Genomic DNA, 19,019 nt, shown 5'->3' with positions numbered 1-19,019 from the left:
GGCACATCCATGTTAAAACCCATTGAGCTGCCCACCCTCCTCTTTTGGGAGAACGGCAACAGCTGGTACGGCAGCAAGGGCCTGGCCCGCTTTTTTATCAAGCCTGAAAAGCCCGAGGGGGAGGAGGAGCCCCGGCTGAACGTCCAGCTGTGGCGGGGGCCGCTGTGTATGGACTTAAGCGAGATTCTCTCCACCGCACAATTCCCCGTCACCGAGGAAGGCCTCCAGCAGACCACCGCCTGGCTGGAGGAACAGGCCAAAATGCTTAACGAAGGGTAAATAAGGCTACAAAAAATCCCATCCGTTATCGAACGGATGGGATTTTTTAGTTCTTTGGCAAGGCGTTCCGCTGCCCACAGGCAGTGGAATCAAATAAAATCTGATTTGTTAAAGCTCCGCCACAGGATTTTTCCCCACCGCGATCTTCAGCAGAATGGGGGTCACCAGGGCCGAGGCCACAATGCTCAGCACAATGGCGGGCAGGGCCACCTCGGGGATCAGGCCGGAGTCCAGGCCCTTCTGGGCCACCATCAGAGCTACCTCACTCCGGGCCACCATGCCGATGCCCACCACCAGGGACTGGTGTCCAGACATCCCGCACAGCTTGGCCCCCAGGCCACAGCCCATAATCTTAGAGATCACCGCCGCCACAATGAGCAGCAGGGCAAAGAATAAAATCTCCGAGTTCATATTGCGCATATTGGTCATCATACCGATGTTGGCAAAGAACACGGGGGTAAAGACCATGTAAGCAGTGACGGTAAACTTCTTGGCCACAAACTGCCGGGCCTTGGTCACATTGCAGAGGATGAGGCCGGCAAAGTAGGCGCCGGTGATGTCGGCCACGCCGAACCAGACCTCGGCCACATAGGACATCAGCAAACAGAAAGCCAGGGCCCACACCGCCACCCGGCGGCTGTGCCAGTGTTCCTCGGCGATATAGCCGAAGAGCTTGCGCACCACCAGGCCCACCACCAGCACAAACACAAAGAAAAGCACAATGTGGGTGATGACCTCCAGGGGGTTGGACTCCCCGGTGCTGAAGCCGCTGAGGAAGGACAGCACGATGATTCCCAGGATGTCGTCAATGAGGGCGGCGCTCAAGAGCACTGTTCCCGTTTTGGTTTTCAGCTTGCCCATCTCATTGAGGGTCTCCACCGTGATGGACACGGAGGTGGCAGCAAACACCGCGCCCATAAAGCTGGCCTTCAAAATGGCCATGGCGCTGGACTGCTCGGGGAAGAAGATCAGATACACCCCGCCGCACAGGATCATGGGGAAAATAACGCCCAAAAGGGCCACCACAAAGGCCTGTACACCGGTGGCCTTCAGTTCCTTCATATCCGTGTCGATACCGGCGGTGAACATGAGCATGATGACGCCGATCTCCGCCGTCTTGACCAGAAAGTCCGTGCTCTCCAGCACACCGAAGCCCGTGGGGCCCAGGATGATACCGGCAAGCAGCGCACCCAGGACCTGGGGCAGCTGGATTCGCTCGGTGGCCAGGCCCAGCACCTTGGTGGAGAGCAGTATGATGGCTAAAAGCAGCAAAAAGGTATACGATTCCATAATTCCCTCCAAAAATCAAAGAAGTCGTCCGGAAGCCATTGCTCCGGGCCGACTTCAAGCATTATAATCACCTGACCCTCACAAGTCAACCAGCATTTCCACAGGAAATTTCCCGTTTCACTTTCCTTTGTGAGGAAAATTGTCCCCTTTTCTTTTTCTGCCGTTTCCGGCGCTTATCGTCCACGGTCATCCCCTTGCACGGCAGAGCGGCTCATGGTAAAATGAGATATTCCTTTGCCCTGGGACAAGCCACGGGCTATTCTTGTAATTGGAAATGAGAGGATCATCATGAAACGAACGCTGATCTGCGCCCTGCTGTGCGCCGCCCTGGCGCTGAATCTGGCAGGCTGTGCCGGACAGAGCGCCCCCAGCGCCTCTGCCGGGGCCTCCGCCTCCGCTTCCGCCGCCCAAAGTACCCCCGCTGGAGAGAGCGTCACCTTTACCGACGATCTGGGGCGGGAGGTCACCCTCTCCTCCCCCAAACGGGTGGCCGCCCTCATCGGCAGCTTTGCCGACGTGTGGTGCCTGGCCGGGGGGAAGGACACCCTGGTGGCCGCCGCCGACGACAGCTGGACCCAGTTTGACCTGGGGCTCGGTGAGGAGGTCAAAAATCTGGGGGCAGTGAAGACCCCCAGCCAGGAGATCCTCCTGGCCGCCGACCCGGACTTTGTCATCGGCAGCACCAAAACCGCCGCCGATGTGGAGCTCATGGACCTGATGGACGAGCTGGGCATCCCTGCGGCCTGCTTTGACATCAGCTCCTATGAGGACTACCTGCGCATGCTGGACATCTGCACCCAGCTCACCGGGGACACGGAGGCCTATGAACAGCACGGCACCGCGGTGCAAGAGCAGATCGATGCCGCACGCTCCCGCGCCGACGGCAGCAATCCCACCGTGCTCTATGTCCGGGCCACCGGCTCCAGCTGCAAGGTGAAAAACAGCGAAAACACCGTTCTGGGCGAAATGCTCGCTGACCTGGGCTGTGTGAACATCGCCGACAGCGAGACCTCCCTGCTGGAGAGCCTGAGCATGGAGACCATTCTGGCCTGTGACCCGGAGTACATCTTTGTAGTCCTCCAGGGCTCCGATCCCACCGACGCCGAGATCACCCTTCAGAACGCCCTGCTGTCCGACCCCGCCTGGAACAGCCTCACCGCGGTGAAGGAGGGGCGGCTTTACTACATGGACCAGCAGCTCTACAACGTCAAACCAAATGCCCGGTGGGGAGAGGCCTATGAAAAGCTTGCGGACATCCTCTATCCAGAGGAGTAATCACAACTTCATCGTGCTGTGCCTGCTGGGGCTCTTTCTGGCCGTGGGAGCTTTGAGCCTGCTGCTGGGGCCGGAGGCCATTGCCCCCGGCCAGGTGCTCCAGGGCCTTTTTGACCCGGCGGACACTGTTGTCCGGCGCATTGTCCTCTATGTGCGCCTGCCCCGCACCCTGGCCGGGCTGCTGGCCGGGGCTGCGCTGGCCTGTGCAGGGGTCATCGTCCAGGTGGTGCTCTCTAACCCCCTGGCCGCCCCCAGCACCATCGGGGTCAACTCCGGGGCGGGCCTGGCCGCGGCCCTGTGCTGTGCCCTGGCCCCCACCCATTTGACCGCAGTCCCCTTTGCCGCCTTTGCCGGGGCCTTTTTGGGGGCGGTGATCGTGCTGGCCATTGCCGAGCGCACGGGGGCCTCCCGGCTCACCCTGGTGCTGGCGGGCCTTGCCATTTCCGGTATCTTCAGCGCCGGGGTGGACACCATCCTCACCTTTGTCCCCGAGTCCCTCAACGGCTACTCCGACTTTCGCATCGGCGGGCTGGACGGGGTATCTCTGCGCCAGCTTAAGCCCGCCGCCCTGCTCATCCTTCCCTCTCTGCTGCTGTCCCTGTCCCTGCACAACGAGCTGGACCTTCTCACCCTGGGCCAGGAACAGGCCCAGGCTCTGGGTCTGCGGGCGAAAAAGCTGCGTCTTGTGGCCCTGGGTCTTGCTTCGGTCCTGGCCGGGGCGGCGGTAAGCTTCTGCGGCCTCATTGGCTTTGTGGGATTGATGGTCCCCCACATCATGCGCCGCCTGGTGGGAGAGGAAAGCGGAGCGCTCCTGCTCACCTGTGCCCTGGGCGGCGGGACGGTGCTGTGCGGATGCGACCTGCTGGCCCGGCTGCTCTTTGCCCCCTATGAACTGCCCGTAGGCATTCTCATGTCCCTGCTGGGCGGTCCCTTCTTTATCTGGCTGCTTCTGCGGCAGAGAGGGGGGCGCCACCGTGGTTGAAGTGCAAAACCTGTTTGTGGGGTATGGCGAGACTCCCGTCCTTTCCGACATTTCCCTAGCCTTCCCGCCCGGACAGGTCACTGGGGTACTGGGCCCCAACGGTTGCGGCAAAAGCACCCTTCTGAAGGCCGCTTTGGGTCTTATTCCCATTCAGGGGGGCCAGGTGCTGGTGGACGGCAAACCGCTCAGCACCCTCCCCCCCCGTGATGTGGCCCAGCGGGCCGCCTACCTGGCCCAGAGCCGCAGTGTACCCAGCATCACTGCCCGGCGCATGGTGCTCCACGGCCGCTTTCCCTATTTGTCCTACCCCCGGCGCTACCGCCCCGAGGATTACCAGATGGCCGACCAGGCCCTTCAATGGGCGGACGCGGCGGACCTCAGCCACCGGCTGATGGAGGAGCTCAGCGGCGGCCAGCGGCAGAAGGTCTATCTGGCCATGGCCCTGGCCCAGGACACCCAGACCATTTTCATGGACGAGCCCACCACCTTTCTGGACATCAGCCACCAGCTGGAGGTAATGGCCCTGGCCCGGCGGCTTGCCGCTATGGGCCGGGCGGTGGTGCTGGTGCTCCATGACCTCAGTCTGGCCCTGCGGGGCTGCGACCGGATCGCCCTGCTGTCCGGAGGGGCTCTCCGGGCTCTGGGCTCTCCAGAGGAGGTCTTTCTCAGCGGGGTGCTGGACGAGGTCTTTCAGGTCCGGGTGGGCCGGATGAACACGGAGGAGGGCTGGCAGTACTACTGCTCCCCTCTCCCCCGGTAAAGGAGGACGCCATGGCATATTTCCCTTTTTTTATTGATATCGCCGGGGCGGATGGCCTGGTGGTAGGGGGCGGTACCGTGGCCCTTCGCAAGGTAGAAAAACTGCTGCCCTACTCCCCCCGGCTCACCCTCATCGCCCCGGACATCCGCCCGGAGCTGGAGGAAATTCCCGGCTTGACTATCCTACGCCGGGCCGCCCAACCCCAGGACCTGGAGGGCCGGGCCTTTGTCATCGCCGCCGCAGGGGACCGGACGGTGAACGCCCAGTTTTCCCGCCTGTGCCGGGAGCGGAACATCCCGGTGAATGTGGTGGACAACAAGCAGGAGAGCTCCTTCCTCTTCCCCTGCCTCATCAAGCGTGGAAGCCTGTCCGTAGGCATCTCCACCGGCGGGGACAGTCCCTCAGCGGCCATCTATTGGAAGGAACGCTTTGCCGCTCTCATTCCCGGACAGATGGAGGAAATCCTGGATTATCTGGCCTGGGAGCGGCTGGCTGTCAAAGAAACGGTGCCCCAGCTCAAGCAGCGGGAGGCCATCCTGAAGGCCCTCTTTGCCGCCTGTATGGAGCGCTGCCGCCCCCTTACACCTGAGGAACGAACTGAGATTGTTCGAAAGCTGGAGGAGAAACCATGAGCGAACACACTGGGTACGTCTATCTGATCGGGGCCGGGTGCGGCCGGTGGGACCTTATCACCCTCCGGGGCCTGCGTCTGCTGCAAAGCTGCGATGTGGTGGTCTATGACGATCTCATCGACCCCGCCCTGCTCTCCGCCGTCCCGGCCCAGGCAGAGAAACTCTACATGGGCAAACGCCAGGGGAAGCACTCTGCTCCCCAGGAGGAGATCTCCCAGACTCTGGTCCGTCTGGCCCAGGCGGGCAAACGGGTGGCCCGGCTGAAGGGAGGCGACCCCTTTGTCTTCGGCCGGGGGGGCGAGGAGATGCTGGCCCTGAGGGAAGCGGGGGTCCCCTGTGAGGAGGTGCCCGGCATCCCCTCTCCCGTGGCCATTCCCGCCGAGGCGGGGATTCCCGTGACCCACCGGGGGCTCAGCCGGAGTTTTCATGTGATTACCGCCCACACCGCTGCCGACGGTCTGCCTCAGGATCTCAGCAAGCTGGCAGCACTCTCGGGCACTCTTGTCTTTCTCATGGGCCTGTCCCGGATGGAGGCGCTGGCCCGCGGGCTGATGGAGGCGGGGAAAGACCCCAGCACTCCGGCGGCCGTGATCTCCGGGGGCTGCGCCCCAAAGCCTATGGCGGTGCGCAGCACCCTCTCCACTATTGCCCAAAAGGCGGCCCAGGCGGGGGTGGAGCCCCCCGCGGTCATTCTGGTGGGCGAGGTGGCCGCCCTGAACCTGACCTCCCCTCTCTCCCGGCCTTTGGAGGGGCTTGCGGTTGGTCTGACCGGAACCGGTGCCATTCAGGACAAGCTGCGCCCCCTTCTGGAGCAGCAGGGCGCCCTTGTCCACACTGTGATGAAGTCCCAGGTGGAGCCCCGCACACCATTCTTTGACCCCCAGCGGCTGTGCGATGGGACGCGGCGCTGGCTGGTCTTTACCAGCGCCAACGGGGTGGAGGAATTTTTCCGCCGGGTTTGCCGGAAGCGGCTTGATCTGCGCCGGTTCGCCTCCTGCTCCTTTGCCGTCATCGGTCCGGCCACCGGCAGGGCCCTGGAAGCGCACGGGTTCTTCCCCGACCTGTGCCCGGCGGAGCACACCAGTGCCGGCCTGGCCGATGCCCTGTGCAAGGCCCTCTCCCCTGGGACAGAATGTGTCCTTCTGCGTTCCGAGCTGGGGGCAGAGATTTTACCCCGGCTGCTGCGGGAGCACGGCATGTCCGTGCAGGAAATCCCCCTCTATACGGTGGAGACCACCGCCTCTGAGGAGGCGCTCCCATCCCTCTCTTACCTGTTTTTCGGCAGCGCCCAGGGGGTGGATGCCTATTTCAGCCGCTTCTCTGTCCTGCCGGAGGGCACCGTCCCGGTGTGCATAGGTCCAGTGACCGCCCAGCGGCTGAAGACATGGACCGGCAGGCCCTTTCTCACCGCTTCCACTCCCTCTGTTTCCGCCATGGTGGACGCTGTGTGCCGCCACGCGGCCTCAAAAATCCCATAAAATATCCCCCTGCTCCCATATTGGGAAGCAGGGGGATGTTTGTTTATTCGCAGTGGAGCTCCGCCAAAACGATCTCCGGACGGTTGTTCACCCGCAGGGGCACAAGACTGTTACCCAGTCCTCGGGACACCACCATTTGGGTATCCCCCAGGGTATAAAGCCCCCCGTCATATTGGGGGAAAAACCCCTGGTTGGGGGCAATCACCCCACCCACAAAGGGGAGGCGCACCTGGCCCCCGTGGGCATGGCCGCTGAACACCAGGTTCATCCCCGCCTTGGCATAGGTCTCCAAAAGCTCCGGCCGGTGAATGAGAAGAATGGAATAGAGCTCCTCGTCCCGCAGCCGCTCCAGCTCTGCCTCTAAAAGCTCCGGCCAGCGGGCGGAATTTTTGTCCTGGAAGGTGGGGTCGTCCACCCCGATCAGGGCAATGGCAGCCCCCTGCCGGGTGAGAATAGCCCGCTCTCCACGCAGGACATGGACCCCCATCTGGTCCAGGCTCCGCTCCAGCATCCAAAACTCCTCGGGAAGGCGGCTTTCATGGTTGCCGGGCACATAGTAGACCGGTGCCAGCTCCACCGCTCCTCGGGCAAACTCCAGGGCGGCATCCACATCGGTATGCCGGGAATCAATGAGGTCTCCGGTGATCACGATCACATCCGGCTTTGTTTCGGCCAGCAGGGTCAACAGCTGCCCGTTTCCCGCCCCAAACACCTCGTTGTGCAGATCAGAAATCTGGGCAATGCGAAATCCCTCAAAGGCGTGGGGCAGGTTCCGGTCCGTCACCGAGATGGTATGGACCATCACCGCCCGGTTCCCCCACCAGAGCCATCCCGCTGTCCCCGCCGCTAGGGCAGAGGCCAGACACAGTCCCAAAATGGTCTTTTTCTTCATGGCAGGCCCTCCTTGCTGTGTGGTTCTATGCTATCACAGCTTTCAGGGAAAAAAAGCAACTTTTTGAAAATTTTTTCTGAAAAAAGGGCCCGCCCTCTTCTGGGCGAGCCCTCTGTGTTTCTCCAAAATGTGGTCACAAGCCAGGAGCTTCCATCGCTTCCTGGGCGTGGCGGACAAAGATCCGGCGGACCTCCTCCAGCTCTCCCAGTCCCTGGAGCTGGCACAGGACCTCATAGCCCGCCTGGGCAAAGGCCTGTTTCCAGGAGTCCTCCTCCCCGGCCATGTCGTTGGTGGCGTGGTCCCCGGCCACGATCATCAGCGGCCGCAGCACCACCCGGCGGTACTGTCCTTCCCGGACCCGCTCCAGCACCGCTTCCAACCCCGGATCCGCTTCCACGGTACCGACAAACCAGTTCTTTCCCCCCAGTGCCCGAAGGACTTGCTCAAAGCGGGGATAAACCGCATTGCACCGGGCGGTGGTCCCATGTCCCATGAGTACCAGGGCAGTCTCCCCATCGTCCAGATGGGCCTGGGCCTGGATCAGCGCCCGAGCCACCCCTTGAACGTCTTCCTGGCTGGTGAGCAGGGGCTTTCCCACTGCCACACGCCGGAAATCCCCGGCCCGCTCCCGGACCGCCTCCAGCAGCTTCTGGTATTCCAGCCCCTCCAGCAGATGGGTGGGCTGGACCACCAGCTCCTCCACCCCGTTGTCCACCGCGCGCTGCAGGGCCCGCTCCGTATGGTCAATGGTCAGCCCCTCCCTCTTTTCCGTCAGGGAGATGACTACCCGGCTGGTAAACGCCCGGCGCAGATCATAGGTGGGAAAGGCCTTCTCCAAGGTCTGTTCAATGGCGGCGATGGTCCGTTCCCGGCTCTGGGGGTAGCTGGTGCCAAAGCTCACTGCCAGCAGCTCCCGCTTGCCAATGCCATCCTCGCTGCGCGCCCGGTTGGATCCAACGGCGCCCGGTTCTCTCATCACAATTCCTCCTGCTCTGGGGTTTGACGCGGATGCGGAGAAATCGATCCCGAACCCCGGCCGCGCGGCAGCTTTGATGATACAATATCACCCGCGCTTCTGTCAAGGCAGCGCAGGCAGCGTTCCAGCCTCCAGGCGGCAGTCACACCGCCGCTCCACATCCCAGGCAGAAAGGTAGGACTCCTCCAGGGGAATCCACCGCTCCTGAAATACCCGCAGCCTCTCCGGGCCGTTGCGCGCCAAAATCCGCGTCCGCTGAAGCTCCGGCTCCACGGTAAGAAATGCCCTGAGGTCATAGTAGTCCCACAGGCGTGGATGGCAGGCGTAGGCCCCCTCCACCAAAACTACCCTTCCGGGCTCCACCCGGACAGGCTCGCCCAGGGTCATGGTGCGGCAGTCAAACCGCCGGTAACAGGCACTGCGCCCCTCGCTCAAAGGGCGCAGCACCTCCTCCAAAAACCGCTCATGGTCCACATTCTCCCCCGGAGTGCTCAGACGTTCCGGGGTGCGCTGCTCCGGGCGGAGAAAAAAGTGGTCCATATGAATGACCTGCCAGCCATACCGCTCTCCCAGAGCTCCGGCCAGGGTAGTTTTTCCCGACGCACACCGGCCATCCAGGGCCGCCAGCACCGGCTTTTGATCCCGGCTCAACACCTGAAGCCGCTGGACCAGTTCCGCAAGGCCATCTATGTGCCGGGGGGACGTACAGAGGTTTTCCGTCTTCACTGCGCGCTCCCCGTCCTCAGGCCTGGGCCCGCTGGGGATACCGGGTGGGAACGAGCCCCGCTTTCACCAGCACCATCACCAGGGCAGGCAGTACAATCAGCTGCAAAATAGCCCCAGGCATGGTACCCACAAAGTAGCTTCCCGTCCACATGGCCAGGGAATAGTGCTCCGTTCCGCCCAGATACTCCAGGGCCTGGACTGCGCCGCCTACCACACGGCCCAGCAGCATGGCGGGTACTAAAGCCAGATAGAGGTCGGCGTACAGGCTGCCGGTACGCCAGAGCTTCAGGAGCAGGCCGGCAAACAGCCCATAGGCCACCAGCTCCGGCACCATGTGCAGCAGCTGGGCCGACCCCGGCATTCCGGTGATCACACTGGATAAAATGGGCCCGGCGGCGCCGCACACCGCCCCCAGGCCTCCGCCGCAGATCAGGCCGCACAGCAGCACCGGCAGATGCATGGGGGACAGAGCCATTCCCAGCCCAAAGCTGTGGAAGGCAGTGGGAAGGACACAGCAAAGGGCAATACAAAGGGCACAAATACAGAGTTTTTTCACAGAGGACATGTTTTTTCTCCTTTCCGACACACAAAAAAGGTATGCTCTTTTCCTATGGAAAAGGGCATACCTTCCTGATACGCATAAAAATAGAATCGGTTCGCGGGGACAGGGCGCTTCAGCGCCGGGGGCCGGCTTCTTGCCGACAGTGGCTCTATTGTACCGGAGAAGGGGCCTTCTTGTCAAGAAAAGCTTCTACTTTTTTCCTTTCGTCCAGGCAAAGTCATAGGCCTCCCTCAGCCAGCCCAGCAGTTCTTCATCGATCTCCTCCGCCTGGACGACCAGCACATGATTGGTCCAGCGCCCAGGGTAGGGCTCCACCTTCACCACCGCCCGACGGGATTCCAAAGGGCGATCAAGGCCGATGGTCACCACAAGGCACTGCTCCGGCCAGTCCTTCTTCCGCCGCAGGGGCAGCGAGGCGGCAGCAAACAGGTGCTTGTGATAAAAGCTGATTTGGCTTTTCTGCACCTTCACCGAAGCTTCGGGAAAAGCCTGTTCCATCTGGGTGAACAGCGCCTCATAGAGGGCCCGCTCCCGGAGCTTTTCTCCAAAAAAAGCCAGCACATCGGACGGGTAGTACTCAGATCGTTCCATCTGCGTTCCTCCTTTGTTTCATTTTAGCACAGCCCAGGCTTCCTGAACAGGGAAAAAAGCGCCCCGACGCAGATTTCTCCGCGCCGGGGCAACACACACACAAATGGAAACTTTCGCTCAGGCCACACCCACGGTGATGAGCAGGTTGGCAAACACCCGCTTCTCGCCGGTGGACACGGCCACGCGCACCTGGGGCAGGCCGCAGGCATCGTAAAACTCATACCGGCCCAGCTTATCCAGCTCCATGCCGCCCAGCATGGTCTGGAACTCCCCGAAAATCTCGGGGGTGGTGCCGTCGGCGGGGTCCATGACCTCGGCCTTTTCAATGTTGATGACGCTCTGGATGGCCTCCAGCACATCGGTGACGGTGGGAAGGCCGGGCTTCAGACCCAGGTAGATCTTCTCGGCGTTGCCGGTCTTGGAGTCCAGAGGATAGTTTCCGTCGGCAATGAGCACCTTGTCTCCGTGGCCGCACAGGGCCAGGGCGGCCATCAGATCGGGATGGATGAGCGTTCCCTTCAGCATAAACAGCCCCTCCTTACTTCTCGTTGTCCCGCAGCTGGCCCAGCTTTCCGCCGGGATGGCAGCGCACATACTTGATGGGGTCCCAGTCCTGCTCCACCTGGAGGGCCACGGACAAAGCCTGGAGGGTGAGGATCTCCGCCAGGATGGAGTTGCGGGGGGCCCGGTTCAGGGGGCCGCCCTCCTCCTTCACGCCGGCAAAGAGGAAGGCGTCACTCTCTTTGGCCAGCCAGCTGTCCGGGTTGCCGGACACGCCGATGACCTTGCAGCCGTTGTTTTTCACAGCCAGGACAGTGGCCTTCAGCTCCCCGGTCTCACCGGAATTGGAGATGGCAATGACCACATCTCCGGCCACCAGCTGGCCGCAGGAACCGTGAACGGCCTCAGTGCCGTGGAGGAAATAGCAAGGATTACCAGTGGAGGAAAACAGAGAGGCCATGTAGGCGGACACATGGCCGGGCTTGCCGATACCGGTGATGTGCAGCCGGTTGCCCTTGGCCTGGGCCTCCAGGATGATCTGGGCGGCAGCCTCGTAATCATCGGGGCTCAGGGACTTCAAAAAGGTATTCATCTGGGTGTCCACGCTCTGGAAGAAGTTGGACACCGCCTGCTTGCTTTCAGGTTTCAGCATAGCGTCATACTCCCTTTCATAGTTTGCAGATGGTTTCAAAAGGTCCGGACGGTTCGCTTCCCCGGAGAACATCTCCGGGGAAGTATGGGCTTATTTCAGCGCATCCAGCAGGGACAGGTCAAAGCCCTGATAGCCCCGCTCCTCCATCAGCGCCTTTACCTCGTCCACCGTGGGCAGGCTGGGCATAGCTCCCATCCGGGAGACGGTGATGGCGGCGGTGTGGCTGGCAAAGGCCAGGGCCTCCCCCTGGGGCAGGCCGGCGGTGAGTCCGGTGCAGAAGGCGGCCACGAAGGAGTCACCGGCGGCAGTGGGGTCGGCCACATGCTCCATCTTCACACACTGGGTGTGGTGGATGCCGTTCTTGCCGGCCACGATGGAGCCGTTCTCCCCCATGGTGATGATCAGGTTCTCCACTCCACGGGCCTGGAAGGCCTTGGAGACAATATCCACATCCTCCATGTTGATGCCGTTGGACACGTCGATGGAGTGGCCCGCCAGCAGGGCGGCCTCGTGCTCGTTGGGGGAGAGATAGGTGGTGCAGGCCAGGAGCTTGTCAGACATGGGAGCGGCGGGAGCAGGATTGACCATCACGATGACCCCCGCGTCGTGGGCCCACTGGGCCACGGTCTCAATGACCTCCATGGGCAGCTCAAACTGCATCATGACCAAGTCATAGTTGCCGATCTCGTCCTTCAGCCAGGCCACATCCTCCACCGTCAGGGTGAAGTTGGCGCCGGGGCAGACGGTAATGCGGTTCTGGGCCCCGTGCTCAGTGACCTCCAGGGTGATATGGCCCACACCGGAGGACTCGTTGGGGTCTACCGACACATGGGATACGTCCACGCCGGATGCGGCGGCGGTATCCGTCATGATCTTGCCAAAGGCATCGTCACCCACCTGACCTACCATGGTCACATGGGCACCCAGGCGGGCACACTGGACAGCCTGGTTGGCGCCCTTGCCGCCGGGAGCGGTTTGGAACTTTAACCCCACCACCGTCTCGCCGGAGTTGGGGGCTCGCCTGGTGGAGGCGATCAGGTCCATCATAAAACTGCCCACCACCAGAATGTTGGGTTTTTTCAACATGGAAGTCACTCCTTCTTACTGCTTGACCGGCTTTTTAAAGACCTTCTTAAGGGCAGGACCCAGGATGGGGGCAAACAGAGAGACCAAGGCAATGAGCAGGAAAATAGCGCAGATGGGATGCTCCAGGAAGATCATCATGTTGCCGTCGGACATCATCAGTGCACCGCGGAAGTTCTGCTCAGCCAAAGAGCCCAGGATGATACCGATGACGATGGCGCTGCTGGAAAACTCCATCTTGTTGAGGAAATAGCCCAGGAAGCCAAAGGCCACCATGACAAACACATCGGTAATGGAGTTATTGTAGGCAAAGGCGCCCACAAAGGTCATCACAAAGATGATGGGCATAAGGTACTTTTTGGGGACATTGATGACCTTGACAAACAGACGGATCACGGAGAAGCCCAGCAGGCCCATCACCAGGTTGGCCGTCATCAGGCCCAGGAAAATAGTATACACCTGGGGAGCCTGGTTCTGGAACAGCAGGGGGCCGGGCTGCATCCCCTGCACCATCAGGGCACCCAGCATAATGGCGGTGGCACCGTCGCCAGGGATACCCAGGGTCAGCATGGGGATCATGGCGCCGCCGGACACGGCGTTGTTGCCAGCCTCGGGGGCACAGATGCCCTCGGGCGCGCCGTCGCCAAACTTCTCCTTTTCCTTGGACCAGCGCTTAGCCTCGTTATAGGAGATGAACGAGGAAATGTCGCCGCCGGTGCCGGGGACGGCGCCGATGACAGTGCCGATGACAGAGGAGCGGAGAATCGTAATGGCACACTTCTTTAAGTCAGCAAAGGTGGGGAAGACTCGCTTGAGCTTCACATCATGCTTGACGTAGGTTTCATTGTAAGAATCCTCAATGGAGGTAAGGACCTGGGAGAAGGCGAACAGACCGATCAGGACAGGGACAAAGGACAGTCCGCCCAGCAGATAGGTGGTACCGAAGGTCATGCGCATCTGGCCGCTCATAGCATCAATGCCGATGGTAGCAATGATCAGGCCCACCAGGCCGCCCATCAGGCCCTTAAGTACAGAGCCGGAGGAGACGGAGGTGATGATGGAAATTCCAAACACGGCCAGGGCAAAGTACTCCGGCTTGGAGAACTGCAGAGCCACAGAGGCCAGCATGGGGGAAAACAGCACAAGGCAGATGGCGGAAAACACACCTCCAAAGGTGGAGGAGAAGGTGGACAGGCCCAGAGCCCGTCCCGGTTGTCCGTATTTGACCGCCATGGGGTAACCGTCAAGGGTGGTAGCGGCGGATGCGGGGGTTCCCGGTGTTTTCAGCAGGATAGCAGTGATAGAACCGCCGTAAATGGCGCCGCAGTAAATACCCAGCAGCATCAGAATGCCGCCGATGCCCTGGAAGGAGAAGGTTAGTGGGAACAGCAGGGCAATGCCCATATTCACGGAAAGGCCGGGCAGTGCTCCGATGACAATGCCCACAGCCACGCCGAAAATCAGGCCGCCCAGATTCAGGGGAGATAAAAATACATTACCAAAAGCAGCTAAAATCGCATCCATATGATCCCTCCTCAGCGCAGCCAGATGGGCTCAGGCAGCGGGGTGTGCAGCAGCTCCACAAAGGCCAAATACAGCACCAGCACGAATACCACATCCAGAATGATCACAGCCTTGCCCCTGCCGCCCAGCATATAGGAGCAGATGGGAATAAAGATCAGCGCCGCAATCAGCAGTCCAAAAATGTACATGACCACACAGAATCCCACCGTCAACGCCATGAACTTATAAACCAGCATGTTCTGGGGCAGGGTCATGGTAAAGGTCTTTGCCTCGTCTTTTTCTTTGTTTTTCGTGGTCATCACCGCGAGCAAAATGGCGAGTAAAATCAGCAGACCGCCCAACAAGGTGGGCCAGAAGCCCGCGCCGGGATCTCCCACGCCAAATTCAATGTCGAACTTGGAGTTGATGGCAATCACTCCAATTCCCAAGGCCGCAACGATGATCGCAATGACATAGTTCCACTTTCTCATGTTTGTCATAGCATATCAACTCTTTCTGCTTAAATTAAGTGTGGGGGGCGACCCCTTCGGCCGCCCCCACAAATAGTCAAGGATTTGCGCGGGAGGTGACGATCGGGAGATTACACGTCCAGCTCAGCCAGAACCTCGCCGAACATCGCGTGGTCTTCCTCCATCATCTGATAGCAATCGTCGCCAATAATGCACACGGGGTCAATGCCCTGGTTCATCAGGTACTCCTGATACTCAGGATCGTTGCAGGTCTTCTCAGCGGCATCGCGCAGGATCTGCAGGATCTCAGCGGGGGTATCCTTGGGGGCCACAACGCAGGCCCAGGAACGGATGGTCATGTCGTAGCCCAGCTCCTTGAAGGTGGGCACGTCGGGGAACATAACGGAACGCTCGTCGGCCATGATGGCCAGGATCTTCAGAGTGCCGGCCTGAACCTGGCTGACAAAGCTGGAGGGATCGGCCAGAGTGCCGTCGATGTGACCGCCGGTCAGAGCAGCGGCGATGTCAGCGGTGCCGTTGGGATAGGGAATGTGCTTGACCTCAATGCCAAACTCTTTCTCCATCTGGACGGTAGCCACGTGCCAGATAGCGCCCATGCCGGAGTTGCCCATCTGGACAGTGCCGGGATTCTCCTTGCAGTAGTCCACGAACTCCTGCAGGCTGTTGTAGGGAGCGTCGGCGGGAACGATCAGAGCGGCGGGAGCGGCGATCTGAGCGCAGATGGGGGCGTAGTCCTCATAGGTGACGGTGCACTTGCCCTGGTGAGGGAACATAGCCAGCTCCACGGTCACAGCGCCCAGGGTGTAACCATCGGCCTTGGCATTGGCGGTCTCCACCATGCCGGTAACGCCGCCGCCGTCGGGCTTGTTGGTGGGCACAAAGTTGGCCCCGTCAATGTAGTTCTTCATGTACTGGAGCAGGCCGCGGGTGGACACATCAGTGCCGCCGCCGGGATTCTTGGGGATGATGACAGTAATGTCCTTGGTGGGGTAGTCCACAGTGGTGGCCTGGCTGCCGGCGGCGGAAGCGCTGCCGGCAGAGCTGGCATCCGCGCTGCCAGCGGAACTGGTGGTGTTGCCGCCACAGCTGGCCAGCAGGCTGACAGACAGAGCGGCGCTCAGACACAGAGCGATTGCTTTCTTGAACTTCATGTTCTTCGTCCTCCTTCTTTTTCAAACAAGCTTAGAGATATTCCTTACTCATACGCTCCGTAATGCGGTGCAGCATCTCAACCTCACTGCGGAACGTAGTCGTCAAATCCTTATCGCTCTTCGAGCGAGTCTCCGTGGTGATGGGCAGTCCCTCCAGAGAGAGGTAGTACTTGGCGTTGACGGGGTAGAGCTGACGCTCAATGAGCGAACAGATGGTCAGCTCATCAGAGAGCTTGTCGGCCTTTGGATCGTGAATGTGATCGCACAGCCAGGCATACAGCTCACACTGCATATTTGCCATGACACCGCTGTAGCCAGTGGCTCCGTAGCGCAGGGACTCCAACAAAGTGGAGGTGTTGGCATTGTAGAGCTTCAGGTTGCTGCCCTTGCAGATGTCCACTTTTTCCTTGATCTGCTCCAGGTCGCAGCAGGTGTCCTTCAGGAAGAAGAACCGGCCGCTCTCAGCACACCAGCGGGTCACACGGGGGCTGAGCACCCGCTTGTAGGGGAAGGGGCACTCATAGAAGCCCAGAGGCACATCCTCAGGCATCTGGGCCAGGATGGTCTGGAGATTCTCCAGCCACACATCATCGCTCTCGTCCTCTTTGGCCAAACGATTGGTAATCAGGATCACCGCGTCCACACCGGTCTCAGCCATGGCCTTGAGCTCGTCGATCTGGTCCTCGATAGCGTCAGAGATGTGGCCGGAAGCAATCACGGGCACCCGGCCGGCGGCATGCTCCTTTACAAACTTGGCCACGCCCACTCGCTCTTCCTTGCTGAGAAAGAACATCTCACTGGACTGGCACACAGCGAACAGGCCGGAAACCTTGTGGGCAATATACCACTCGATAAGCTCTGCCAGGGCGGGATAGTCCACTTTGCCGTCCCGGAAAGGGGTCAGCATTGTGGGCCATTCTCCGCCGGGAAAATGGTTTGTCATATATATCCTCTCCTTACATTATTTATCGTTTGATCGGCCAGGCTTGCTCCCCGACCAGACGGATATGCCAATAGGCAATGTTTTCCCGCTTCCAGGTATAGGTGATCCGCACCTCGTCCCCCCGGCACAAAATGGCGGGATAGGCAAACTCTCCAATGCCGGTATCCAGGTCCATGACCTTCTCCCATGTGAAGCCGTTATCTCGGGACAGAAGCAGGCTGATGGGGGTACGAGCTCCCCAGTTGTCGGCAACAGGGTTGCAGACCAAAAGCAATTCCCCGCTGTCCAGCCGGTCCAGGTCAATGCCGCTGTTGTTGTTGGGCAGTCCCAGAGGGTAGGGGGCACACCAAGTCTCACCGTTGTCTCTGCTGTCGCTGCGGTAGACATGGCCCTCGGTGGAGCGCAGGAGCATATGGACCTTACCAGGCTCCGACTCCCACAAAGTGGGCTGGATCACGCCCCGGCCATAAAAGGACTGCTCGGCCACCGGTACATCGCTGTTCTCCACCGTCCGGGTTCCATCGTTCACCAGTCCCTGGATCCGGATGGGGTTGGAACGCATCCAGGTCTCCCCCTCATCATCGGACCGGTCTGCGTAAGCCGTCCAGGGACCCAGCTCGGTGGAACAGGGGGCCAGCAGCCGCCCGGAGGCAAGGCGGATCACCTTGCTGCGCACAGGGCCGCGGCCGCCATTTTCATCTCCAGGTACCAGCTCTTGGGGCACGCTCCAGGTTTGTCCGCTGTCCGGAGACTCACATACCATCGTCCGCCAATGGGCGATAATCTGTCCTACCTTATAATAAAGCCGAATGCTGCCGTCCTTTTTCTGCTGCAGCACCGGATTCCAGTGGGCTTCGTTCACATGTGCAATAGAAAACGGAGGCTGCCACACACCATCCACCCTGCGTGCCACCCAGATGGCCACATCCCGCTCCCCTTCGTGGGAGCCGCCAAACCAGGCGCATAGGACACTGCCGTCCTCCAGATCCAGCACCGTGCTGGCGTGGCAGATGGCGGTGGGAAGCTTGGCGCAGATCATTTGCCGGCTGAGTACTTCATAGTTCATCGGTAGATCCTCTCCCTCATATGAGCGGTGGCACTGCGCAAAATGTCAGCGCATTCCATCAGCTTTTCATCCGTCATGGTAGAAGCGGGGCCCGAGGTACTCATCCCCGCCACCAATTGTCCCATAGCGTTATATACCGGCACACCTACACAGCGCACATTGTAATCATGTTCCCCGTTGTCGATGGCAAATCCCATCCGCCGGGTCCGGCGAAGCTCTTCAAAAATGGCCTCCCGGTCGGTAATGGTGTTGGGCTGATATTGAATCAGCTGTTCTGGGAGATGCTCTGCCCACTCTGTCTCCGGCATGTGGGCCAGCATAGCCTTGCCCAGCCCCGTACAGTACAGGGGACTGGTCTCTCCCAGCATGTCCCGGTAGGGCAGCACGCCCATGCGGTTGATGGGATGGGCCACATAGAGGTAAAGTACATTGGTACCGTAGGGCAGGCCAAAATAGACAATCTCATCGGTCTTAGAAGCGGTGTCTACCATAATGTCATACACCGCATTGGGGTAACCCAGGTTCTGATTGATGATAAAGGCGTATTCCAGCATTTTCAGCCCCAAGGTGTACCGCCCGTCCGGAGTGCGGTCCAGATAGCCCAGGTCATGGAAGGTGGAGACGATGTTATGTACGTTGGACTTTGTCACGCCCATCCGCTCCGCCAGCTCACTGACCCCCAAAACAGGCTGTTCATGGGTGAAGCAGGACAAAATATTCAGTGCCTTTGCCAGGGATTTTACTTTGGGCTCCTGTTTCTCCCCCATACAGCCTCCTCCTTCCAGTTGGTCCATCGGTGTCGTTCTCTATTGAAGAACGCCTTTTCTTATTACAAATGTATTGTAGCAAAGCGCATGATTTTTTGCAAGAGGCTAAATTTTTTTTGGAAGATTCGTGTGCATACATGAACTTTTTATGAAGAAAAAAGACCGCTGTTCTCTTATTAGGAACAGCGTTAAAAAGTTTTTGACATTGCCTCCGCGCTCGCCCAAGTTCTGCCTCCCCCAACGGTCGATTGCGCAAGGTAAACGCACACCTTCTTTCGGCAAAATCCCTCTTTTCAAGGAAAATAATCAACATTTTTTTATTTTTTCTTGCGCCTCTTTTTTCCCTTCCCTTTTTCTCTTTTGCCGCCTTTGCAAGCCATGGACAGAAGACAGGCTGATACGCTCCACACGGTGTCCTA

Annotated in this window: 21 protein-coding genes; 6 read left to right on the top strand and 15 right to left on the bottom strand. The window is 60.1% G+C overall.

Going from position 1 to position 19,019, the window contains the following annotated elements; all coding sequences use genetic code 11:
- Positions 1-9: 9 nt before the first annotated feature.
- Complete coding sequence (locus ACTQ3R_RS06020) at positions 10-279, top strand: hypothetical protein (protein WP_441778248.1); 270 nt, start codon at positions 10-12, stop codon at positions 277-279.
- A 108-nt stretch (positions 280-387) separates the two neighbouring features.
- Here the strand turns inward: ACTQ3R_RS06020 and ACTQ3R_RS06015 are convergent, their stop codons facing one another.
- Positions 388-1,569 (bottom strand): cation:proton antiporter, encoded by a 1,182-nt coding sequence (locus ACTQ3R_RS06015; protein WP_441778247.1) that lies wholly within the window; start codon positions 1,567-1,569, stop codon positions 388-390.
- A gap of 288 nt (positions 1,570-1,857) precedes the next feature.
- On the opposite strand from ACTQ3R_RS06015, the gene ACTQ3R_RS06010 reads away from it, so the two are divergent.
- Genes ACTQ3R_RS06010 through cobA form a run of 5 tightly spaced genes read left to right on the top strand, consistent with a single transcriptional unit; the run spans position 1,858 to position 6,696 of the window.
- Complete coding sequence (locus ACTQ3R_RS06010) at positions 1,858-2,844, top strand: ABC transporter substrate-binding protein (protein WP_441778246.1); 987 nt, start codon at positions 1,858-1,860, stop codon at positions 2,842-2,844.
- Positions 2,807-3,826, top strand: a complete 1,020-nt coding sequence (locus ACTQ3R_RS06005) for a FecCD family ABC transporter permease (protein ID WP_441778245.1) — start codon at positions 2,807-2,809, stop codon at positions 3,824-3,826. The genes ACTQ3R_RS06010 and ACTQ3R_RS06005 overlap by 38 nt, the downstream gene beginning before the upstream one ends.
- Complete coding sequence (locus ACTQ3R_RS06000; protein ID WP_441778244.1) at positions 3,819-4,586, top strand: ABC transporter ATP-binding protein; 768 nt, start codon at positions 3,819-3,821, stop codon at positions 4,584-4,586. The genes ACTQ3R_RS06005 and ACTQ3R_RS06000 overlap by 8 nt, the downstream gene beginning before the upstream one ends.
- 11 nt (positions 4,587-4,597) lie before the next feature.
- Positions 4,598-5,218, top strand: coding sequence for a precorrin-2 dehydrogenase/sirohydrochlorin ferrochelatase family protein (locus ACTQ3R_RS05995; RefSeq protein ID WP_441778243.1), 621 nt, complete (start codon positions 4,598-4,600; stop codon positions 5,216-5,218).
- On the top strand, positions 5,215-6,696 hold the full coding sequence (gene cobA / locus ACTQ3R_RS05990; protein ID WP_441778242.1) for a uroporphyrinogen-III C-methyltransferase: 1,482 nt from the start codon (positions 5,215-5,217) through the stop codon (positions 6,694-6,696). Before ACTQ3R_RS05995 ends, cobA begins: the two co-directional genes overlap by 4 nt.
- Before the next feature lie 43 nt (positions 6,697-6,739).
- On the opposite strand, the gene ACTQ3R_RS05985 is transcribed toward cobA, so the two are convergent.
- The 14 genes from ACTQ3R_RS05985 to ACTQ3R_RS05920 form a co-directional block, all read right to left on the bottom strand.
- On the bottom strand, positions 6,740-7,588 hold the full coding sequence (locus ACTQ3R_RS05985; protein ID WP_441778241.1) for a metallophosphoesterase: 849 nt from the start codon (positions 7,586-7,588) through the stop codon (positions 6,740-6,742).
- A gap of 133 nt (positions 7,589-7,721) precedes the next feature.
- On the bottom strand, positions 7,722-8,564 hold the full coding sequence (locus tag ACTQ3R_RS05980) for a sirohydrochlorin cobaltochelatase (protein ID WP_441778240.1): 843 nt from the start codon (positions 8,562-8,564) through the stop codon (positions 7,722-7,724).
- A 102-nt stretch (positions 8,565-8,666) separates the two neighbouring features.
- Complete coding sequence (locus tag ACTQ3R_RS05975; protein WP_441778239.1) at positions 8,667-9,290, bottom strand: uridine kinase family protein; 624 nt, start codon at positions 9,288-9,290, stop codon at positions 8,667-8,669.
- 16 nt (positions 9,291-9,306) lie between these two features.
- Entirely contained in the window at positions 9,307-9,855 is a 549-nt protein-coding gene (locus ACTQ3R_RS05970) for an ECF transporter S component (protein WP_441778238.1), read from the bottom strand.
- Between the two features lie 186 nt (positions 9,856-10,041).
- Positions 10,042-10,443, bottom strand: coding sequence for a DUF5655 domain-containing protein (locus ACTQ3R_RS05965; RefSeq protein WP_441778237.1), 402 nt, complete (start codon positions 10,441-10,443; stop codon positions 10,042-10,044).
- A 117-nt stretch (positions 10,444-10,560) separates the two neighbouring features.
- Entirely contained in the window at positions 10,561-10,968 is a 408-nt protein-coding gene (locus ACTQ3R_RS05960; protein WP_441778236.1) for an RbsD/FucU domain-containing protein, read from the bottom strand.
- Positions 10,969-10,981: 13 nt separating this feature from the next.
- Complete coding sequence (locus ACTQ3R_RS05955) at positions 10,982-11,596, bottom strand: SIS domain-containing protein (protein WP_441778235.1); 615 nt, start codon at positions 11,594-11,596, stop codon at positions 10,982-10,984.
- 90 nt (positions 11,597-11,686) lie between these two features.
- Positions 11,687-12,682 (bottom strand): ribokinase, encoded by a 996-nt coding sequence (locus ACTQ3R_RS05950; protein ID WP_441778234.1) that lies wholly within the window; start codon positions 12,680-12,682, stop codon positions 11,687-11,689.
- A gap of 15 nt (positions 12,683-12,697) precedes the next feature.
- Positions 12,698-14,203: a tripartite tricarboxylate transporter permease gene (locus tag ACTQ3R_RS05945; protein WP_441778233.1), complete on the bottom strand. Its 1,506-nt coding sequence runs from the start codon at positions 14,201-14,203 to the stop codon at positions 12,698-12,700.
- 11 nt (positions 14,204-14,214) lie between these two features.
- Positions 14,215-14,682, bottom strand: coding sequence for a tripartite tricarboxylate transporter TctB family protein (locus tag ACTQ3R_RS05940; protein ID WP_441778232.1), 468 nt, complete (start codon positions 14,680-14,682; stop codon positions 14,215-14,217).
- Between the two features lie 101 nt (positions 14,683-14,783).
- A complete protein-coding gene (locus tag ACTQ3R_RS05935) occupies positions 14,784-15,824 on the bottom strand; it encodes a tripartite tricarboxylate transporter substrate binding protein (RefSeq protein WP_441778231.1) in 1,041 nt (346 codons plus the stop codon).
- Between the two features lie 31 nt (positions 15,825-15,855).
- Complete coding sequence (locus ACTQ3R_RS05930) at positions 15,856-16,767, bottom strand: dihydrodipicolinate synthase family protein (RefSeq protein ID WP_441778230.1); 912 nt, start codon at positions 16,765-16,767, stop codon at positions 15,856-15,858.
- A gap of 22 nt (positions 16,768-16,789) precedes the next feature.
- On the bottom strand, positions 16,790-17,833 hold the full coding sequence (locus tag ACTQ3R_RS05925; RefSeq protein ID WP_441778229.1) for a sialidase family protein: 1,044 nt from the start codon (positions 17,831-17,833) through the stop codon (positions 16,790-16,792).
- A complete protein-coding gene (locus tag ACTQ3R_RS05920) occupies positions 17,830-18,600 on the bottom strand; it encodes an IclR family transcriptional regulator (protein WP_441778228.1) in 771 nt (256 codons plus the stop codon). Before ACTQ3R_RS05920 ends, ACTQ3R_RS05925 begins: the two co-directional genes overlap by 4 nt.
- Positions 18,601-19,019: the final 419 nt, after the last annotated feature.

Origin of the sequence: Lawsonibacter sp. LCP25S3_E2 (assembly GCF_052117285.1) — a bacterium.
GTDB lineage: Bacteria > Bacillota > Clostridia > Oscillospirales > Oscillospiraceae > Lawsonibacter.
This window is presented reverse-complemented; position numbering and strand designations above follow the sequence as displayed.

Coding starts and splice junctions, on each gene's coding strand:
- ACTQ3R_RS06020 (WP_441778248.1), top strand. CDS start 10: ATGTTAAAACCCATTGAGCTGCCCACCCTCCTCTTTTGGGAGAACGGC.
- ACTQ3R_RS06015 (WP_441778247.1), bottom strand. CDS start 1,569: ATGGAATCGTATACCTTTTTGCTGCTTTTAGCCATCATACTGCTCTCC.
- ACTQ3R_RS06010 (WP_441778246.1), top strand. CDS start 1,858: ATGAAACGAACGCTGATCTGCGCCCTGCTGTGCGCCGCCCTGGCGCTG.
- ACTQ3R_RS06005 (WP_441778245.1), top strand. CDS start 2,807: ATGAAAAGCTTGCGGACATCCTCTATCCAGAGGAGTAATCACAACTTC.
- ACTQ3R_RS05995 (WP_441778243.1), top strand. CDS start 4,598: ATGGCATATTTCCCTTTTTTTATTGATATCGCCGGGGCGGATGGCCTG.
- cobA (WP_441778242.1), top strand. CDS start 5,215: ATGAGCGAACACACTGGGTACGTCTATCTGATCGGGGCCGGGTGCGGC.
- ACTQ3R_RS05985 (WP_441778241.1), bottom strand. CDS start 7,588: ATGAAGAAAAAGACCATTTTGGGACTGTGTCTGGCCTCTGCCCTAGCG.
- ACTQ3R_RS05980 (WP_441778240.1), bottom strand. CDS start 8,564: ATGAGAGAACCGGGCGCCGTTGGATCCAACCGGGCGCGCAGCGAGGAT.
- ACTQ3R_RS05970 (WP_441778238.1), bottom strand. CDS start 9,855: ATGTCCTCTGTGAAAAAACTCTGTATTTGTGCCCTTTGTATTGCCCTT.
- ACTQ3R_RS05965 (WP_441778237.1), bottom strand. CDS start 10,443: ATGGAACGATCTGAGTACTACCCGTCCGATGTGCTGGCTTTTTTTGGA.
- ACTQ3R_RS05960 (WP_441778236.1), bottom strand. CDS start 10,968: ATGCTGAAGGGAACGCTCATCCATCCCGATCTGATGGCCGCCCTGGCC.
- ACTQ3R_RS05955 (WP_441778235.1), bottom strand. CDS start 11,596: ATGCTGAAACCTGAAAGCAAGCAGGCGGTGTCCAACTTCTTCCAGAGC.
- ACTQ3R_RS05950 (WP_441778234.1), bottom strand. CDS start 12,682: ATGTTGAAAAAACCCAACATTCTGGTGGTGGGCAGTTTTATGATGGAC.
- ACTQ3R_RS05945 (WP_441778233.1), bottom strand. CDS start 14,203: ATGGATGCGATTTTAGCTGCTTTTGGTAATGTATTTTTATCTCCCCTG.
- ACTQ3R_RS05940 (WP_441778232.1), bottom strand. CDS start 14,682: ATGACAAACATGAGAAAGTGGAACTATGTCATTGCGATCATCGTTGCG.
- ACTQ3R_RS05935 (WP_441778231.1), bottom strand. CDS start 15,824: ATGAAGTTCAAGAAAGCAATCGCTCTGTGTCTGAGCGCCGCTCTGTCT.
- ACTQ3R_RS05930 (WP_441778230.1), bottom strand. CDS start 16,767: ATGACAAACCATTTTCCCGGCGGAGAATGGCCCACAATGCTGACCCCT.
- ACTQ3R_RS05925 (WP_441778229.1), bottom strand. CDS start 17,833: ATGAACTATGAAGTACTCAGCCGGCAAATGATCTGCGCCAAGCTTCCC.
- ACTQ3R_RS05920 (WP_441778228.1), bottom strand. CDS start 18,600: ATGGGGGAGAAACAGGAGCCCAAAGTAAAATCCCTGGCAAAGGCACTG.